A 16,921-nucleotide genomic window follows, 5' to 3' on the forward strand; every position below is an offset into this window, starting at 1 on the left:
ATATGACACGGCGATGATCCGGTCGGACTAAGCTCGCCCGCAGCGCACCGAGTTGAGGCGTATTCGTGCGCTTGTTCCCAAACCTCCCGAAGACGCAGAACGTTCCATGACGTACTCCCCTGCAAGTCCCCCGACTCCCAGCCGATTCCTTTCAGAGGGCCCACATGGTGAGTGTTCAACCCCCTCCCGCCTCCCAGCCCCGACGCCGTGAACTGCCGTACGCGCGCGTGCTGTTGCCGCCCGCCATACTGATGGCCGCGGCGACCGGAGCCGCCGCCGCCCTGGTGACGGGGCCGGCTCGGGCCGCCGTCGGCTGGTGCGGCGCCGTCGCCACGGTTCTGGTGATCGCCACCGCGGCCGAAGTCGTGCGCCGCGGCCGCGCCCTGCGCAGCGCGCGCGAGGAGCACGCCCGTCACACCGCGTATCTGGAGCGGCGGATCGACGCCCACCAGTACGAGATGGAGCGGCTCTCCATGGAGATCGTGCCCGTCGCGATCGACTACATGCACCGCGGCAATTCCCCCAAGGAGGTGATCCGCCACCTCGGGGAGCTCGACCCCGCCTACCGCGAACTCACCCACCCGCAGCTGGTGTTGATCGAGCGCGTGCTGGAGATCATCGACGACGAGGAAGCCCTGCGGGACTCCGCCCAGCGCTCCTTCGTCAACATCGCCCGCCGGGTCCAGGCGATCGTGCACCAGCAGAACGCGGAACTCCTCGAAATGGAGGAGGACCACGGCCGCAACCCCGAGGTCTTCGACGACCTGCTGCGCATCGACCACGGCACCGCGCTGATCGGCCGCCTCGCCGACTCCATCTCCGTCCTCGGAGGCGGCCGCCCGGGCCGTCAATGGCCCGAACCGGTCGCGCTCTACAGCGTGCTGCGCGGCGCGATGTCACGCATCCTGGAGTACCGGCGCATCTCGCTGGACAACATCTGCAAGGTCAACATCCGCGGTATCTCGGTCGAGCCCGTCATCCACGCGGCCGCCGAACTCCTCGACAACGCCACCCGCTATTCGCCGCCCCAGACCAAGGTGCACGTCACCGCCACCGAGGTGCAGACCGGCGTCGCCATCGAGATCGAGGACGCGGGCGTCAGCCTCAGCGAGGAGGCCCGCGCCAAGGTCGAGGGCATGCTGGAGGCCGCCAAGGCCGGCATCGACCTCCAGGAACTCGGCGACACCCCGCGCCTCGGCCTCGCCGTCGTGGGCCGCCTGTGCACCGCCTTCGACATGCAGGTCTCGCTGCGCAGTTCGGCGTACGGCGGCGTCCGCGCCGTCCTCATCGTGCCGCGCGAGATGATCACCAGCGACCCCGCGCCCGGCTACGCCCACGGCATCGGCGCCACCGCCAAGCCGCTGCCGGAACTCGGCGCTCTCGAAGGCCCCAAGCGCAAGCCCAAGACGCGCCGCCCCACCAACCCGCGCATCCCCGCCGGGCTCTCCCTGGAGGACGACGTCCCGGTCGTCACCGAGTGGACGCCCAACGGCCTGCCGCAGCGCCGCAGCCGGGTCAAGACGCCGCTGAGCGAGCGGATCGCCCAGCAGGCCAAGATCGAGCGCGAGGAGCAGGAGCGCATCGCGCGTGGCGAGAAGCCCCTGTGGGGCGACGCCATCAAGCCGGCCCCCGAGCCGGAGCCGGAGCCGGACGACACCCCGCCCGGCCTCTGGGTGGAGGCCTTCTGGGAGGGCCTCAAGCGCGACCCCGATCCCACCGCATTCCGCCAGCCGACCAACGAACCGGCCCACGCCCCGGCCGATGACGAGGGGGACCTCAAGTGATCCAGCAGCGAGCCAACTTCGACTGGATGCTCAAGGATCTCGCCGATGGCGTACCCGGCATCGAGATGATCGTCGTGCTCTCCGCCGACGGCCTGCGCATCGCCCGGCACGGCGGCGACCCCGACGCCGCCGACCGGGTCGCCGCGGCCTGCGCGGGCCTGCAGAGCCTGGCGAGCGCCGTCGCGCACGAGATCCCGGACAGCGACGGCAAGATGAAGCTGGTCATCATCGAGATCAACCGCGGCTACTTCTATCTGATGGCCGCCGGTCCCAACGCCTACCTCGCGGTCCTCTCCGACACGTTCGCCGAGCCCGGCCTGATGAGCAACCGCATGCGGGATCTGGTCGACCGGATCGGACCGCACCTGACCAGCCCGCCCCGGCGCAACGGGCAGACCGTATGACTCCTCCGCAACGCCAGAGGCGGTACCCCAAGCCACCGCCCGCCCCTCAGCCCCCCCAAGAGGGCGGGCGCAAGAACCCCGAGCGGATGTTCGTGGTCGGAGGAGGCGGCGAACTGCGCGCGGATCTCGACCTGGTGACCTTAATCGTGGCGTGCGCCGACCCTCCGCCCTCCGCCACGCCGGAGCAGGCGGCGCTGCTCCGGCTCTGCACGGCCCCGCTGTCGGTGGCCGAGCTCTCCGCCTATCTCAGCCTCCCGTTCAGCGTGGTGACCGTGGTGCTCACCGAGATGCTGGCGGACGAACTGGTCACGGCGCACAAGCCGCTGGTGCGGCAGTCGGTCGCCGACCGTTCCCTCCTCGAAGCGGTGATGCATGGACTTCAAAAACTCTGACACCATCCCGGGACCACGGACCGAGGACCGGCTGCCGCAGACGGCCCAGGCCGCGGTGAAGATCGTGATCGTGGGCGGTTTCGGCGTCGGCAAGACCACCATGGTCGGCTCGGTCAGCGAGATCAGACCGCTGACCACCGAAGAGACCATGACGCAGGCCGGGATCGGTGTCGACGACAACTTCGGCTCCGACACCAAGACGGCCACCACCGTCGCCATGGACTTCGGCCGTATCAGCATCACCGAGAAGCTGGTCCTCTACCTCTTCGGCACCCCGGGCCAGGAACGCTTCTGGTTCCTGTGGAACGGCCTGTTCGAGGGGGCGCTGGGCGCGGTCGTGCTGATCGACACGCGCCGTCTGGAGGTCAGCTTCGATGTCATAGGGCGACTTGAGGAGCGCGGGGTGCCCTTCGTCGTCGCCGTCAACTCCTTCCCGGACGCGCCCCGTTACCCCGTCGAGGAGCTGCGGCAGGCGCTCGACCTGGCCCCGGAGATCCCCATCGTGGAGTGCGACGCCCGCCGCCGCGCCTCCAGCCGGGACACCCTCATGACCCTGATGCGCTTCCTGCACTCGCTCGCCATGTCGGGCGCGCTCACCTGACCGACGTATCCCGAACTCCCCAGACACCGGATCCACTTCGGAGCGACCACGTGACGCCTGAATCCCACTCCCTGACCGGCACGGACGACCCGCGGTCCGGCCCCCCGCCCGGCTGCCCCGCCCACGGCCTCGGGCCCGGGGGACTGCGCCGGCTCTACGGTCCCGACGCGGAGGACCTGGACGAGCTGTACGAGGAACTGCGCGACGAGCACGGGCCGGTGGCGCCGGTGCTGCTGCACGACGACGTGCCCATGTGGGTCGTCCTCGGCCACGCCGAGAACCTGCACATGCTCCGCTCCCCTTCACAGTTCTGCCGGGACAGCCGTATCTGGACCCCGCTGCTGGAGGGCATGGTCAAGCCCGACCACCCGCTGATGCCGCACATCGCCTGGGAGCCGATCTGCTCCTACGCCGAGGGCGACGAGCACCTGAGGCTGCGCGGCGCGGTCACCGGCGCCATGTCCACCATCGACCACCGCGGCATCCGGCGGTACATCAACCGCTCCACGCAGCGCCTGGTGAACGAGTTCTGCGAGCAGGGCAGGGCCGATCTGGTCGGCCAGTTCGCGGAGCATCTGCCCATGGCGGTGATGTGCGAGATCCTCGGCATGCCCGATGAGTACAACGACCGGATGGTGCAGGCCACCCGTGACATGCTGCGCGGCACCGAGACCGCCATCGCCAGCCACGCCTACGTCATGGGCGCCCTGCAGCGGCTCACCGAGCGCCGGCGCGCCGAGCCCGCCGCGGACTTCGCCAGCCAGCTGATGAGCCACCCGGCCCGGCTCACCGACGACGAGGTCACCAAGCACCTCTGGGTCGTCCTCATGGCGGCCTACGAGGCCACCGCCAACCTCATCGCCAACGTCCTGCGCATGGTCCTCACCGACCCGCGGTTCCGCGCCCAGCTCAAGGGCGGCCAGATGACGGTGCCGGAGGCGGTCGAGCAGTCCCTGTGGGACGAGCCGCCGTTCAGCACGGTCTTCGCCTACTACGCCAAGCAGGACACCGAGTTGGGCGGCCGGCGCATCCGCAAGGGCGACGGTCTGCTCTTCGGTATCGCGCCGGGCAATGTCGACCCGCGGGTGAGGCCGGACCTCGCCGCCAACATGCAGGGCAACCGCTCCCACCTCGCCTTCGGCGGCGGTCCGCACGAGTGCCCCGGCCAGGACATCGCCCGTGGCATCGCCGACGTCGGCGTCGACGCGCTGCTGATGCGGCTGCCGGACGTCCGACTCGACTGCGCCGAGGAGGATCTGACCTGGCGTCAGTCGATCTCCTCCCGGCACCTGGTGGAGCTCCCGGTCCGCTTCGAGCCGAAGCCGCAGCAGGACGTCACGATGAAGCCGAGCCTCGGCCAGGTACCGCCGCCCCGCCCGGCATGGCAGGTCAGCACTGCCGCGCGCCCGCAGCCCACGCCCCAGCCGGCGCCCCCGGCCCCGCAGCCCGTGGCGCCCTCCGAGCCCCCGCGCAGGCCGAGCGCATGGCGCCGCTTCGTGCGCTGGTGGAGGGGCTACTGACCGGCCCAGGTGTCATACGACGCCCAGGCACCGAGCATCCGCCCGCTGCGGAACCGGTGCTCCGCCCCCGTGACCGGATCGGTGAACTCCAGCGCCCGCGCGAGCAGTTGCAGCGGCCGCCGGAAGTCACCGGCCGGCACGGGGTCGGCCACCACCGGGTAGAGCGGATCGCCGAGGATGGGCACACCGAGGGCGTTCATATGGACCCGCAGCTGATGGGTCTGCCCGGTGGCGGGAAGCAGCCGGTACCGCCCGAGTCCGTCGCCCCGGCGCTCGACGAGCTCGACCCGGCTCACGGCGTTGACCTCGCCCGGTACCTCCCGCGCGGCAAGCTCCCCGCGCTCCTTGAGGATCCGGCTGCGCACGGTCGTGGGCAGGGGGAGCGAGGCATCGTAGGGCGCGACAGCCTCGTACTCCTTGCGTACCAGCTTGTCGCGGAACAGCGTCTGATACGCCCCCCGCTCCTCGGGCCGCACGGTGAACAGCACCAGCCCGGCGGTGAGCCGGTCCAGCCGGTGCGCGGCCCCGAGCGTCGGCAGCCCGAGCTCCCGCCGCAGCCGTGCCAGCGCGGTCTCCCTGACATGGCTGCCACGCGGGGTGGTGGCGAGGAAGTGCGGCTTGTCGACGACGACGATGTGCTCGTCGCGGTGGACGACCTCCAGCGGGAACGGCACCGGCACCTCGGCGGGCAGCTCCCGGTGGAACCACACGAACATCCCCGGCACATAGGCCGCGTCGCCCGCGACGGCCCGCCCGTCGGCCCCGATGAACAGGCCATCCTCGAACATCCGGTCGACGATTCCGTCCCCCGCCGCGAGCCGCTCCACGAGATGCTCCCGCACGGTGACCCAGGCGCCCTCGCCCGGCAACCGCACCCGCACCGGATCGACCCCGTCGCGCTGCGGCAGAGGGGAAGGCGGGGGAGGGGTCCTGCGTCTCATCACGATCAAGGGTACGGCGCCGGAGTGCTGCCGCCGGGCGGTTGAGATCGCGCTCTCCAGCAGAACGATCATGGGGCGCCATGAGCAGGAGTCGGCGTGCGTGCGGACTTGCGGTGTGCGGGGTGTCGGCGGTGCTTGTCGTCGCGGCCGTCGGGTGGTGTTCGCCGGGCAAGGAAACCCGCCTCTCAAGCCGCCGAGGTGCCTTCCTGCTCCGCCTCGATGCGCGCGTTCCACTCCCGCTTCGCCGTCTGCCAGCCGTCCTCGTTGTGGCCGAGGCGCCAGTAGCCGGAGATCGAGAGGTCCTCGCGGGGAATCTGGCGCTCGACGCGCAGCAGGCGGCGCAGGTCCTTCACGAAGGCCGCCTCGCCGTGCACGAAGGCGTGCAGCCGGCCCTCGGGGAAGCGCAGCGCGCGGACCGCCTCGCTCACGGCCTCGCCGACCGGGCGGTTCCCGCGGTGCAGCCAGATCACCTCCACATCGGAGTCGATCTTCTGCTCCTCCTCGGGACCCGCGACCTCCACGAAGGCATACGCCTGGGCGCCGGCAGGCAGTGCCTCCAGGGAGCAGGCGATGGCCGGCAGGGCGCTCTCGTCGCCGACGAGGAGATGCCAGTCGGCGGTGGCGTCGGGGGCGTAGGCGCCGCCCGGGCCCATGAACCGCACGGTCTCGCCGGGCCGGGCGCGCAGGGCCCAGGGTCCCGCGAGGCCCTCGTCGCCGTGGATCACGAAGTCAAGGGTCAGCTCGCGGTGCTCGGGGTCCCAGGCGCGCACGGTGTAGGTCCGGGTCACCGGCCACTGCTCGCGCGGGAAGTCCTCCCGGATCCGCTCCAGGTCGAAGGGCTCGGGGTAGGTGACCCCCTCGGGGCCGAAGAGCAGCTTCACATAGTGGTCCGTGCAGGTGTCGGCCGAGAAGTCGGCCAGGCCCTCCCCGCCGAGCACCACGCGCTGCATGTGCGGGGTCAGCCGTTCGGTACGGACGACCTGCGCGGTGTGGGGCTTCCGCGGCTTGCGGGCAGGGCGTTCTGCCATGACGGCCTCCCTCGTGTAAGCTTAGGTTTACCTAAGTTAGCACTTTTGCCCGCCGAATGGCCCCGCGGCAAAGCGTGTGAAGGAGAATTTAAGGGACGAATTCCCTGCCCAACGAACCTCATTCACTCGATGGGGAACGCCCTTCACACAGCCAGCGTCGTCAGCAGCCGCTGCAACGATCCCCCGAGCCCCCACCGCTCCGCCAGCCCCTGGAGCGCCGCCGGATCACGGGGGATGCGCGGCAGTGTGGTGTCGACGTCCGGGAGCGGCACGTCGCCCGCGACCCGCACGACCGTCGGCGCCACCGCGACATACGGCCGCGACTCGTCCAGCCGCTTGCGCTGCGCCGGTGTGAGCTTCGCCTTGGGGTCGTCCACCGCGGCCATGATCCCGGCCAGATCCCCGAACTCGGTGAGCAGCTTGGCCGCCGTCTTCTCCCCGATGCCTGGCACGCCCGGCAGTCCGTCGCTCGGGTCGCCGCGCAGCAGCGCCAGGTCCGCGTAGCCCGGGCCGTCGACGCCGTACTTCTCGCGCAGCCACGCCTCGTCGGTGAGCTGGAGCGTGCCCACGCCCTTGAGCGGGTACAGCACCCGGATCCCGCGGGCGTCGTCCACCAGCTGGTACAGGTCGCGGTCCCCGGTGACGATGTCCACCGGGCCCTTCGCCCGCGCGGTGAAGGTGCCGATCACATCGTCCGCCTCGTACCCCTCGACCCCCACGCGCGCGATGCCGAGCGCGTCCAGGACCGCCTCGATGACCGGCACCTGCGGCGAGAGCGTGTCGGGCACGACCTCCTCGTCGGGGCCGACCTCGTGCTCCTCCGCGACCCGGTGCGCCTTGTACGAGGGGATCAGGTCCACCCGCCACTGCGGCCGCCAGTCGGCGTCCATACAGGCCACCAGGGCGTCCGGACGGTGGTCCTTCACCAGGCGGTCGATGAAGTCCAGCAGCCCGCGCACGGCGTTCACCGGGGTGCCGTCCGGGGCCTTCACGGAGTCCGGCACGCCGAAGTAGGCGCGGAAGTAGAGCGAGGCGGTGTCGAGGAGCATCAGTCGTCCGGTCACGCCACGCATCATGCCGTACCCCACTGACATCGGCTCTTCGCCGCAACGGGTTGCGTCAGGCGCGTCTTCTGTGGGGTGGATCACTTGTGCGTTTGTGCCCGTGGAACGAGGGCAGGCGCCGCCTCGGAGCGATGCCGCCCAGTGCGCCGCGTCGCTCCCTCTTTATTGAGGTCCTTTGCCGTCGAGACGAGAAGGTACGAGTGTCAGCCAGGCTAGAAGCCGAACATCTCCACAAGGTGTTCGGCAGACGACAGGACGAGGCAGTGGAGCGGCTCCGCGGTGGAGCCGACCGGGAGGAGCTGCGCGCCGACGGCACCACCGCGGCCGTCATCGACGCCTCCTTCACCGTGGAACCGGGCCAGATCTTTGTCGTCATGGGCCTGTCCGGCTCCGGCAAGTCCACGCTGCTGCGCATGCTCAACGGGCTTCTGGAGCCGACCGCTGGCCAGGTCCGCTTCGACGGCCAGGACCTGACCGCGCTCAGCGCCCGCGACCTGCGTGAGGTCCGCGCCCGGAAGATCAGCATGGTCTTCCAGCACTTCGCGCTGTTCCCGCACCGCAGCGTCGTCGAGAACGCGGCCTACGGGCTTGAGGTCCAGGGCGTCCCCAAGGCCGAGCGCCTCGCGCGGGCCACCGAGGCCCTGGAACTGTGCGGTCTGAAGGGCTGGGAGAAGTCCTGGCCCGACGAGCTGTCCGGCGGTATGCAGCAGCGTGTGGGTCTCGCCCGCGCGCTCGCCACCGACGCCGACCTGCTGCTGATGGACGAGTCCTTCAGCGCCCTGGACCCGCTGATCCGCCGCGATATGCAGGACCAGCTGCTGGAGCTCCAGACGAAGCTGAAGAAGACGATCGTCTTCATCACCCACGACCTCAACGAGGCCATGCGCCTGGGCGACCGTATCGCCGTCATGCGCGACGGCCGCATCGTCCAGATCGGCACCGCCGAGGACATCCTGGTGCGCCCCGCCGACGACTACGTCGCCTCCTTCACCCAGGACGTCGACCGCTCCCGCGTGCTCACCGCCTCCTCCGTCATGAACCGTGAGGTCCGCGGCGACGAGGCCGACTGCGCCTGCGCGACCGCGACGCCCGACACCCCGTTCCACGACCTGTGCGCCCTCAGCGCCCGGCTCTCCCACCCGGTCGCGGTGCTGGACGGCAAGAAGAAACTGGTCGGTGTCGTCCCGCGGCGGCGGCTCGTCGGCTTCCTCGGCGACGAGACCGCCGGGCCGGAGCCGTGCCCGTCCCCGCGGGACAAGGGCGGAGAGAAGGTGACCGCCCGTGCCTAGGATCGAGTTCGGTTCGTGGGTCAACGACGCGGTCGAGTGGCTCACCACCCACATGGGCTGGCTGTTCGACTTCCTTGAGCAGGTCTTCCGCGGCGCCTACGAGGGTGTCGACGCCGTCCTCCAGGCGCCCGAGCCGCTGCTTCTCACCGGCATCTTCGCGGTGATCGCTGTCTGGCTGCGCGGCACGCTCGCCGGTGCCCTCACCTTCGTCGGCTTCGCCTTCGTGATCTCCCTCGACCTGTGGGAGGACGCGATGGTGACCCTGTCGCTGGTCCTCGTCGCCACGGTCATCGCGCTGGTGATCTCGGTGCCGGTCGGCATCTGGGCGGCGCGCTCCCACCGGGTCAGCGCGATCGTGCGGCCAGGGCTCGACCTGATGCAGACGCTGCCGGCGATGGTCTACCTGATCCCGGCAATCCTCTTCTTCGGAAGCGGCGCCGCCGCGGGCATCGTCGCCACCCTCGTCTTCGCGCTCGCCCCCGGTGTGCGCATGACCGAGCTGGGCATCCGCCAGGTCGACAAGGAACTGGTCGAGGCCGCAGAGGCGTTCGGCACGACCCCGCGCGACACCCTGCTGCGCGTCCAGCTCCCGCTGGCCCTGCCCACCGTGATGGCCGGCGTCAACCAGGTCATCATGCTCGGCCTGTCCATGGCGGCCATCGCCGGCATGGTCGGCACCGGCGGCCTCGGCGGCGACGTCAACGAGGCCATCGGCCAGCTCAACATCGGTCTCGGCGCCGAGGCGGGCATCGCCATCGTGATCCTCGCGATCTACCTGGACCGGATGACCAGCGCGCTCGGCACCCAGGTCTCCCCGCTCGGCCGCCGTGCCGCCGCCCGGCTGCGCGCCGCCCAGGGCCTGAAGATCTGGTCGTACCGCCCCCGCGCCTCCGTCGCCGTGGTCGGCGTCGTCGTGCTCGCGCTCGTCGCGGGCGGCATGGGCGTCTTCGGCGGCGCCGGCAAGACCGACCCGGTCGCGGGCGGCGACAACGTCGGCCAGGGCAAGAAGATCAGCATCGGCTACATCCCCTGGGACGAGGGCGTCGCCTCCACCTTCCTCTGGAAGGAGATCCTGGAGCAGCGCGGCTACGAGGTCGAGGCCAAGCAGTTCGACGCGGGCCCGCTCTACACCTCCCTCGCCCAGGGCGACATCGACTTCCAGACCGACGCCTGGCTGCCCACCACCCATGAGCAGTACTGGAAGAAGTACGGCTCCCAGCTCGACGACCTGGGCTCCTGGTACGGCCCGACCTCCCTCGAACTGAGCGTGCCCTCCTACCTGAAGGGCATCGACTCCCTGGAGGATCTCAAGGGCAAGGCCGGGCAGTTCGACGGCAAGATCACCGGCATCGAGTCCAGCGCCGGCATGATGAGCCTGCTCAAGAGCAAGGTCCTCGGGGAGTACGGCCTGGACAAGGAGTTCAAGGTCGTCGACAGCTCGACGCCCGCGATGCTGGCCGAGCTCAAGCGGGCGTACGCCAAGCGGGAACCGATCGTCGTCACGCTCTGGTCGCCGCACTGGGCGTACAGCGACTACAAGCTGAAGAAGCTCAAGGACCCGAAGGGTGCCTGGGGCGAGGGCGACGGCGTGCACACCCTGTCCCGCAAGGGCTTCGCCGCGGAGAACCCGGTCGTCGGTGAGTGGCTGAAGGACTTCAAGCTCACCGAGGAGCAGCTCACCAGCCTGGAGTCGGAGATCAACAAGGCCGGCAAGGGCAGGCAGCAGGACGCCGTGCGCGCCTGGCTGAAGAGCAACCCGGGTCTTGTCGACAAGCTCGCCCCGGTCAAGAACACCGAGACCCCGGCCGAGGCGAAGCGCCCGCTGGACGTGGCCTGGTTCCCCTGGGACGAGGACATCGCCGTCACCTACCTGTGGAAGAACGTCCTGGAGCGGCGCGGCTACAAGCTGAACCTCAAACAGATGGACGTCGGCCCCGTCTACACCGGCCTCGCCTCCGGCGACCTCGATCTCAACTTCGACGCCTGGCTGCCGTACGCCCAGAAGAACTACTGGGACAAGAGCAAGGACAAACTTCACGACCTGGGGACCTGGTACGAACCGACCTCACTGGAGCTCGCCGTGCCGTCCTATGTGAAGGGCGTCGACTCCCTGGAGGACCTCAAGGGCAAGGGTGGCACCTTCGGCGGCAAGATCGTCGGCATCGAGCCCGGCACCGGGGAGATGAACCTCCTCAAGACCAAGGTGCTGCCGGGATACGGCCTGGACGACGAGTACGAGGTCGTCGACGGCTCCACCCCGGCCATGCTCGCCGAGCTCAAGCGCGCCTACGCCAAGAAGGAGCCGATCGCGGTCGTGCTGTGGTCGCCGCACTGGGCGTACAGCGAGTACGAGCTGACCAAGCTGAAGGACCCGCGGAAGTACTTCGGCGAGGGCAACACGATCCGGACGATCTCCAACAAGGACTTCCCCGAGCAGTACCCGCAGCTCACGAAGTGGATCAAGAACTTCAAGATGAGCGAGGACGAGCTCGGCACCCTTGAGCAGGAGATCAAGGACCGCGGCCAGGGTCGCGAGGAGGAGGCCGTCGCCGCGTGGCTCAAGGAGCACCCGGACATGGTCGACCGTATGACCCCCGCGGCCTGAACCCCGGATACGACGGGCGTCCGGCACACCTGACGGTGCCGGACGCCCGTCTTCTCTTTGTGCGCGAATTCCGGCCAACTAGGGTGAAGAGATGCCGCTCGCCGGGCCGACCAGGCACTTCGCCCACGGTCACCACGCCCCTGCGGAAGGGAATCGCCTGCGGTCCCGGGCCGATCCCGGTCCGGTGATGGCGCGAACTGTGAGGTCGTGCCTCTTGCCGTGTGTCGTCGATGTGACGGGCGCATGAAACGGTTTGCCGAACATGCGTAGGGTGCAGAGAACTCATCAGAGAGCGCATCAGAGAGCGCATCAGAGACCGCGATCAGAGACCGCGATCAGAGGACTCGGCACCGGACGACGAGCGAAGGAGGGAGCCGGAGCGATGGGCGACCACAAAGAACAGCCCCTGCGGGTGGGCGCGGCCGTACGGCGGCGCCGTCGCGCGCTGGAGCTCACCCTCGCCGTCGTGGCCGAGCGCAGCGGCCTGTCGGTGCCCTTCCTGAGCCAGGTGGAGAACGACCGGGCCCGCCCCAGCAGAGGCTCCCTGGAGAAGGTCGCCGACGCCCTGCGCACCACGGCCGTCGAGCTCCTCGCCGCGGCCGACCCGGCGTGCAGCGTGGACGTCGTACGCGCCGAGTGCGCTGAGCCGGCCCCCGAGCCGCGGGCGCGTTCCCTGGTGCGCGGACACCACCAGATGCACGCCTCGGAGTTCACCGGGGACCATGAGGCGGGACGCGAGTTCCAGTACCGCAACGACCAGTTGATGTACGTCGCCGACGGCGCCGTGGAGATCGAGGCGGAGGGGCGCGCCTACCGGCTCGGCCGCGGCGACACCTTGTACCTCACCGGCGGGGTCCGCCACCGCTGGCGGGCCACGGTGCCCGAGACCCGGGTGGTCGTCGTCGCGGTGGCCGAGCACATCGAGGCCGTCCAGGACCGGCCGCGCTGATGCGCGTCGTCTCCCTGGTGCCGTCCCTGACGGAGGCCGTGGCCCTCTCGGCCCCCGGCGTCCTGGTCGGCGTCACGGACTGGTGCACGCATCCGGCGGACCTCGACGTGGCCCGGATCGGCGGCACCAAGAACCCCAAGACCGAGCGGATCGTCGAGCTCGCCCCCGACCTGGTGATCGCCAACGAGGAGGAGAACCGTGCCCCCGACCTCGCGGAGCTGCGGGCGGCGGGTATCGAGGTGCTGGTCACCGAGGTCCGTGATGTCCCGGGGGCCTTCCGGGAACTGGACCGGGTGCTGACCGCGTGCGGGACCAGGACCCGGCCGCGCTGGCTGGACGAGGCGGAGCGGACCTGGTCGGCGCTGCCGCCCCCGGACCGCCGTACGACCGCCGTGGTGCCGATCTGGCGTCGCCCCTGGATGGTCCTGGGCCGCGACACCTTCGCCGGTGACGTCCTGGCCCGCCTCGGGGTGGACCACCTGTACGCGACGCACGAGGACCGCTACCCGCGCATCCCCCTGGAGGAGCTGCGGGCGGCGGCCCCTGATGCGGTCGTCCTCCCGGACGAGCCCTACCGCTTCACGGCAGACGACGGCCCGGAGGCCTTCCCCGGACTGCCCTGCGCGCTGGTCAGCGGACGGCACCTGACGTGGTACGGACCGTCACTGGCCGAGGCGCCGGAAGTGCTGGGCGCGGCCCTGCGAGCAGCGCGCCGCTGACCAGCCCGCGGGCGGTGTGCGCGGCGGCGACGAGCCAGGCGGTGACGAGCACGGCGTACAGGCCGATCGCGAGCCCCTCGTAGACCGCGAGTCCGGTGTGCCGGGCCAGTGCCTCGGCGCCGGTGACACAGGTGCCGACCGGGAAGGTGAACGCCCACCAGGTCATCGCGAACCGCATCCCCTGCCGCCGGGCACGGACCACGTGGGCGGTGGCGAACCCCAGCCACAGCAGCGCGAAGCCCATCACCGGCACGCCGTACAGCACGGCCAGTACGTCGAAGCCCTGGCTGTACGGGGCCGGTACGACGCCCGGCCCGTACTCGGCGAACTTGCCGACGGCGGTGGTCGACTGGCCGAGCGGGCCCAGCACCAGGAACAGCGTCGGGGTCAGCGCGAGCGGCAGCGGACCGCCGGTGACCAGCCGGGCGAAGACGAGCGGCAGCATCAGCAGGGTCGCGAGCAGGCTCAGCCCGAACATCGCGAAGCAGGCCAGCAGCAGCGTCTCCTGGGCCTGTCCCGCGGGCAGATACGGCACCAGCAGCGGGCCGAGGGCCGCGGACACCATGGGCGCGACGAGCGGCAGCAGCCAGACGGGCGTGGCCTGTCCGGGCTCCACCCGATGCCGTACGGCCATCAGGTACGGGACGGCGACCGCGGCCGCGAGCCCGATCGCCGTACCGGCGGTGAACAGGACGACGTCGAGCGCGACCGCCGCCTCGATGCCGATCCAGTCCCGGCCGACGGTGAGGGCGCCGCCGCCGACGGCCAGCAGGGCCATGGAGAGACAGCCGTAGAACGGGGCCGTCGCCGGGTCCATGAGGTGGGCGCGGCCCTGGTCGCGATGGTGGGTCCAGTGCAGCGCGCGGGCGGCGAGGAGCGTGACGAGCATGGCCAGGGACAGCGCCCAGACGGCGGTGCACACGGCTCGGGGGAGGGGCAGGGGCAGCGCGGCGCCGGCGGTGGCGACGATGGCGGTTCCCATGACGGGGGCGTACCAGTTCGGTCCGAGGTGACGGACGGCCATGGCACGGGGGTGGGGCTGGGCGGCGGTGACCATGCTCGTACGGTCCCGCCCTCGGACGTCCAGCACCAGGGAGTATGTCTCTATGGGGGCATAAGCTGGCTTTATGAGTAGTGCGGTGACGAGTTCCCTGGCCCATCGAGTCCCCGACCTCGGCGCGCTGGAGCTGCTGCTGGCGGTGGCGCGGCTCGGCAGCCTGGGCGGGGCGGCCCGCGAGCTGGGCATCACCCAGCCCGCGGCCAGCAGCCGGATCCGGTCGATGGAACGGCAGCTCGGGGTGGCGCTGGTGGACCGTTCGCCGCGGGGCTCGCGGCTGACCGACGCCGGTGCGCTGGTGACGGACTGGGCGCGGCGGATCGTGGAAGCGGCGGAGGCCTTCGACGTGGGCGCGCAGGCGCTGCGGGACCGGCGGGACTCGCGGCTGCGGGTGGCGGCGAGCATGACGATCGCCGAGTATCTGCTGCCGGGCTGGCTCCTGGCGCTGCGCGCGGGCCGCCCGGACACGGCGGTGTCGCTCCTCGCGGGCAACTCGACGGCGGTGGCCGAGCGGCTGCTGTCCGACGAGGCGGACCTGGGCTTCGTGGAGGGCCTGACCGTGCCCACGGGCCTGGACTCGGTGGTCATCGCCCATGACCGCCTGATCGTCGTGACGGCCCCCGGCCATGCCTGGTCCCGCCGCCGACGCCCGCTCACGGCCGAGGAGTTGGCCGTGACGCCTCTGATCCTCCGGGAGAAGGGCTCCGGCACCCGCCAGGTCCTGGACACGGCCCTGGGCGGCCTGGCCCGCCCCTTGATCGAGCTTTCTTCGACCACGGCGGTGAAGGCGGCGGCCGTGAGCGGCGCGGGCCCGGCGGTCCTGAGCGAACTCGCCGTCCGCGAGGAACTGTCGATGCGGCGGCTGGTGAGCATCCCGGTCGCGGACGTGTCCCTGGCCCGTGACCTGAGGGCGGTGTGGCCGACGGGACACCGGCCGGTGGGTCCGGCACGGGATCTGCTGCATCTGACGCGAGGCTGAGCGCTCCGCTGCGAGTGCCGCGAGGGGGGTGTGCAGTCTGCGGCGCCGTTGTGGCTGGTCGCGCAGTTCCCCGCGCCCCTCAGGGCGTTGCGGCGAGGCTCGCTTCCACCAGCGCCCTCATCACCCGCGTGTCCTCACCCATCTCCGGATGCCACTGCACGCCGAGCACCCAGCCCTCGGCGGAGGGCAGTTCCACCGCCTCCACCGTGCCGTCCGTCGCGTGGGCCGACGGGATCAGGCCCACGCCGAGGCGGTCCACGGACTGGTGGTGGTACGTCGGCACACTCGTCTCCTCCGGGGCGATACCGGCGTAGAGCGTGCCCGGGACCGGTTTGACCGGGTGCCGGCCGAAGACGCCGACGACCTCGGCGTGGCCCTCCAGATGCTGGACGAGGGTGCCGCCGAGGGCGACGTTCAGGAGCTGCATGCCCCGGCAGATCCCCAGCAGGGGGAGCCGGGCGGCGAGCGCGGCCTCGATCAGGGCCAGTTCCCACGCGTCCCGCTCCCGCGCCGGCGGCCCGGTGCGCGGGTCTCGCTCGGCGCCGTACCGCACCGGCTCCACATCGGGCCCGCCCGCGATCACCAGCCCGTCGAGGCGGGCCACTGTCGCCGCCGCCTGCTCCGGCGCGTCCGGAGGGAGCATCGCCGCGAGCCCGCCCGCGCGCTGCACCAGCCGCGGGTAACCGGCCGGCAGCAGCGCCGCGTCCAGCTCCCACACGCCCCAGCGCGCCCCGGTCTCCAGATACGTACTGACACCGATCAGCGGCCTGCCCGGCATACCGTGCCCCTCTCCAATGGACCGCCCTCATACCTTTGTGTCACATGGCTTCGGGTCACGCCAGGAACCCCCTGAGCAGCGCCGCCGTCCCCGCGCAGTGCTCCCGCATGATCTCCCGCGCCGCGTCCGCGTCCCCGTCCAGCACCGCCTCCACCAGCGACGCGTGCTGGCGCTGCGAGTGCTCCAGATTGCGGACCAGGATCGGGATGCAGTCCAGCAGTTCGTTCACCGTCGCCCGCACCGCCGCGTACTGCGCGGTCAGCGTCGGCGAGCCGCACAGCTCGGCCAGCGTGAGGTGCAGCAGCGTGTCCCGCCGCCGGTAGTCGCCCAGCGGCGCGTCCTGGGTGCGGGCCAGCGCCTCCCGCAGCCGCCCCTCCTGCTCCGGCGTCAGGCCGTGCGCCGCGCACAGCCCCACCGCGCCCACCTCCAGTACCTCCCGGAAGCGCAGCACGTCCTCGATGTCCACCTCGGCGATCCGGCGCCGCAGCTCGTCCTCGCCGCCGGCGTCCGTGCGCGGGAGCACGAACGTCCCGCCGTACCGCCCCCGCCGCGACTCCACCAGACCCTGGTCCTGGAGCACCTTGAGCACCTCGCGCAACGTCACCCGGCTGATCCCGAGCCGCTCCGCCAGCTCCCGCTCCGCGGGCAGCCGCTCACCGCCCGGCACCAGACCCAGCCGGACCACCTGGAGGATCTGCTCCAGCGCCTCCTCGAAGCCGTTGCCCGCCCGCACCGGCCGCAGTACCGGGGTGAGCCGGTCCTCCGGGCCCGGTTCAGTGTCCACCGACATCCGGCCGTGCCCCCTTCCCAA

16 protein-coding genes are annotated in these 16,921 nt (G+C 71.1%); 10 read left to right on the top strand and 6 right to left on the bottom strand.

All coding sequences use genetic code 11. From position 1 onward, the window contains the following. Window positions 1-164 precede the first annotated feature (164 nt). The 5 genes from RMT89_RS16900 to RMT89_RS16920 are packed head-to-tail and all read left to right on the top strand — an operon-like array spanning window position 165 to window position 4,701. Window positions 165-1,784 (top strand): ATP-binding protein, encoded by a 1,620-nt coding sequence (locus RMT89_RS16900; RefSeq protein WP_315884575.1) that lies wholly within the window; start codon window positions 165-167, stop codon window positions 1,782-1,784. Continuing rightward, entirely contained in the window at window positions 1,781-2,188 is a 408-nt protein-coding gene (locus tag RMT89_RS16905; RefSeq protein WP_186283327.1) for a roadblock/LC7 domain-containing protein, read from the top strand. Before RMT89_RS16900 ends, RMT89_RS16905 begins: the two co-directional genes overlap by 4 nt. Further along, a complete protein-coding gene (locus RMT89_RS16910; RefSeq protein ID WP_315884576.1) occupies window positions 2,185-2,580 on the top strand; it encodes a DUF742 domain-containing protein in 396 nt (131 codons plus the stop codon). The genes RMT89_RS16905 and RMT89_RS16910 overlap by 4 nt, the downstream gene beginning before the upstream one ends. After that, window positions 2,561-3,181 (top strand): ATP/GTP-binding protein, encoded by a 621-nt coding sequence (locus tag RMT89_RS16915; protein ID WP_315884577.1) that lies wholly within the window; start codon window positions 2,561-2,563, stop codon window positions 3,179-3,181. The genes RMT89_RS16910 and RMT89_RS16915 overlap by 20 nt, the downstream gene beginning before the upstream one ends. A 50-nt stretch (window positions 3,182-3,231) precedes the next feature. Beyond that, on the top strand, window positions 3,232-4,701 hold the full coding sequence (locus tag RMT89_RS16920) for a cytochrome P450 (RefSeq protein ID WP_315884578.1): 1,470 nt from the start codon (window positions 3,232-3,234) through the stop codon (window positions 4,699-4,701). On the opposite strand, the gene RMT89_RS16925 is transcribed toward RMT89_RS16920, so the two are convergent. From RMT89_RS16925 to RMT89_RS16935, 3 genes are all read right to left on the bottom strand, one after another. Next, entirely contained in the window at window positions 4,695-5,642 is a 948-nt protein-coding gene (locus RMT89_RS16925; RefSeq protein ID WP_315884579.1) for an RluA family pseudouridine synthase, read from the bottom strand. The genes RMT89_RS16920 and RMT89_RS16925 overlap by 7 nt on opposite strands. 185 nt (window positions 5,643-5,827) lie before the next feature. Beyond that, window positions 5,828-6,670, bottom strand: coding sequence for a siderophore-interacting protein (locus tag RMT89_RS16930; protein ID WP_315884580.1), 843 nt, complete (start codon window positions 6,668-6,670; stop codon window positions 5,828-5,830). A 143-nt stretch (window positions 6,671-6,813) separates the two neighbouring features. Further along, entirely contained in the window at window positions 6,814-7,764 is a 951-nt protein-coding gene (locus RMT89_RS16935) for a 5'-3' exonuclease (RefSeq protein ID WP_315884581.1), read from the bottom strand. Window positions 7,765-7,934: 170 nt separating this feature from the next. Between RMT89_RS16935 and RMT89_RS16940 the strand changes: the two genes are divergently transcribed. The 4 genes from RMT89_RS16940 to RMT89_RS16955 all read left to right on the top strand — a co-directional run bounded on the left by RMT89_RS16940 (window position 7,935) and on the right by RMT89_RS16955 (window position 13,296). After that, entirely contained in the window at window positions 7,935-9,023 is a 1,089-nt protein-coding gene (locus RMT89_RS16940; RefSeq protein WP_315884582.1) for a glycine betaine/L-proline ABC transporter ATP-binding protein, read from the top strand. Beyond that, window positions 9,016-11,628, top strand: coding sequence for an ABC transporter permease/substrate binding protein (locus tag RMT89_RS16945; protein ID WP_315884583.1), 2,613 nt, complete (start codon window positions 9,016-9,018; stop codon window positions 11,626-11,628). The genes RMT89_RS16940 and RMT89_RS16945 overlap by 8 nt, the downstream gene beginning before the upstream one ends. Window positions 11,629-12,010: 382 nt before the next feature. Continuing rightward, on the top strand, window positions 12,011-12,577 hold the full coding sequence (locus RMT89_RS16950; RefSeq protein WP_315884584.1) for an XRE family transcriptional regulator: 567 nt from the start codon (window positions 12,011-12,013) through the stop codon (window positions 12,575-12,577). Next, window positions 12,577-13,296: a helical backbone metal receptor gene (locus RMT89_RS16955; protein WP_315884585.1), complete on the top strand. Its 720-nt coding sequence runs from the start codon at window positions 12,577-12,579 to the stop codon at window positions 13,294-13,296. The genes RMT89_RS16950 and RMT89_RS16955 overlap by 1 nt, the downstream gene beginning before the upstream one ends. Here the strand turns inward: RMT89_RS16955 and RMT89_RS16960 are convergent. Further along, complete coding sequence (locus RMT89_RS16960) at window positions 13,208-14,353, bottom strand: TDT family transporter (RefSeq protein ID WP_315884631.1); 1,146 nt, start codon at window positions 14,351-14,353, stop codon at window positions 13,208-13,210. The genes RMT89_RS16955 and RMT89_RS16960 overlap by 89 nt on opposite strands. Window positions 14,354-14,423: 70 nt before the next feature. Between RMT89_RS16960 and RMT89_RS16965 the strand changes: the two genes are divergently transcribed. Continuing rightward, on the top strand, window positions 14,424-15,332 hold the full coding sequence (locus RMT89_RS16965; protein ID WP_315884586.1) for a LysR family transcriptional regulator: 909 nt from the start codon (window positions 14,424-14,426) through the stop codon (window positions 15,330-15,332). 79 nt (window positions 15,333-15,411) lie between these two features. Here the strand turns inward: RMT89_RS16965 and RMT89_RS16970 are convergent, their stop codons facing one another. Then, entirely contained in the window at window positions 15,412-16,110 is a 699-nt protein-coding gene (locus RMT89_RS16970) for a gamma-glutamyl-gamma-aminobutyrate hydrolase family protein (protein WP_315884587.1), read from the bottom strand. A 55-nt stretch (window positions 16,111-16,165) separates the two neighbouring features. Next, the gene (locus RMT89_RS16975) at window positions 16,166-16,900 is read right to left on the bottom strand and encodes an FCD domain-containing protein (protein ID WP_315884588.1); all 735 of its coding nucleotides are present in this window, start codon (window positions 16,898-16,900) and stop codon (window positions 16,166-16,168) included. Window positions 16,901-16,921: the final 21 nt, after the last annotated feature.

This window comes from Streptomyces sp. P17 (assembly GCF_032436805.1).
In the GTDB taxonomy this organism is placed as follows: Bacteria; Actinomycetota; Actinomycetes; order Streptomycetales; family Streptomycetaceae; genus Streptomyces.

Coding starts and splice junctions, on each gene's coding strand:
- RMT89_RS16970 (WP_315884587.1), bottom strand. CDS start 16,110: ATGCCGGGCAGGCCGCTGATCGGTGTCAGTACGTATCTGGAGACCGGG.
- RMT89_RS16935 (WP_315884581.1), bottom strand. CDS start 7,764: ATGTCAGTGGGGTACGGCATGATGCGTGGCGTGACCGGACGACTGATG.
- RMT89_RS16910 (WP_315884576.1), top strand. CDS start 2,185: ATGACTCCTCCGCAACGCCAGAGGCGGTACCCCAAGCCACCGCCCGCC.
- RMT89_RS16955 (WP_315884585.1), top strand. CDS start 12,577: ATGCGCGTCGTCTCCCTGGTGCCGTCCCTGACGGAGGCCGTGGCCCTC.
- RMT89_RS16915 (WP_315884577.1), top strand. CDS start 2,561: ATGGACTTCAAAAACTCTGACACCATCCCGGGACCACGGACCGAGGAC.
- RMT89_RS16950 (WP_315884584.1), top strand. CDS start 12,011: ATGGGCGACCACAAAGAACAGCCCCTGCGGGTGGGCGCGGCCGTACGG.
- RMT89_RS16930 (WP_315884580.1), bottom strand. CDS start 6,670: ATGGCAGAACGCCCTGCCCGCAAGCCGCGGAAGCCCCACACCGCGCAG.
- RMT89_RS16900 (WP_315884575.1), top strand. CDS start 165: ATGGTGAGTGTTCAACCCCCTCCCGCCTCCCAGCCCCGACGCCGTGAA.
- RMT89_RS16925 (WP_315884579.1), bottom strand. CDS start 5,642: ATGAGACGCAGGACCCCTCCCCCGCCTTCCCCTCTGCCGCAGCGCGAC.
- RMT89_RS16975 (WP_315884588.1), bottom strand. CDS start 16,900: ATGTCGGTGGACACTGAACCGGGCCCGGAGGACCGGCTCACCCCGGTA.
- RMT89_RS16960 (WP_315884631.1), bottom strand. CDS start 14,353: ATGGTCACCGCCGCCCAGCCCCACCCCCGTGCCATGGCCGTCCGTCAC.
- RMT89_RS16965 (WP_315884586.1), top strand. CDS start 14,424: ATGAGTAGTGCGGTGACGAGTTCCCTGGCCCATCGAGTCCCCGACCTC.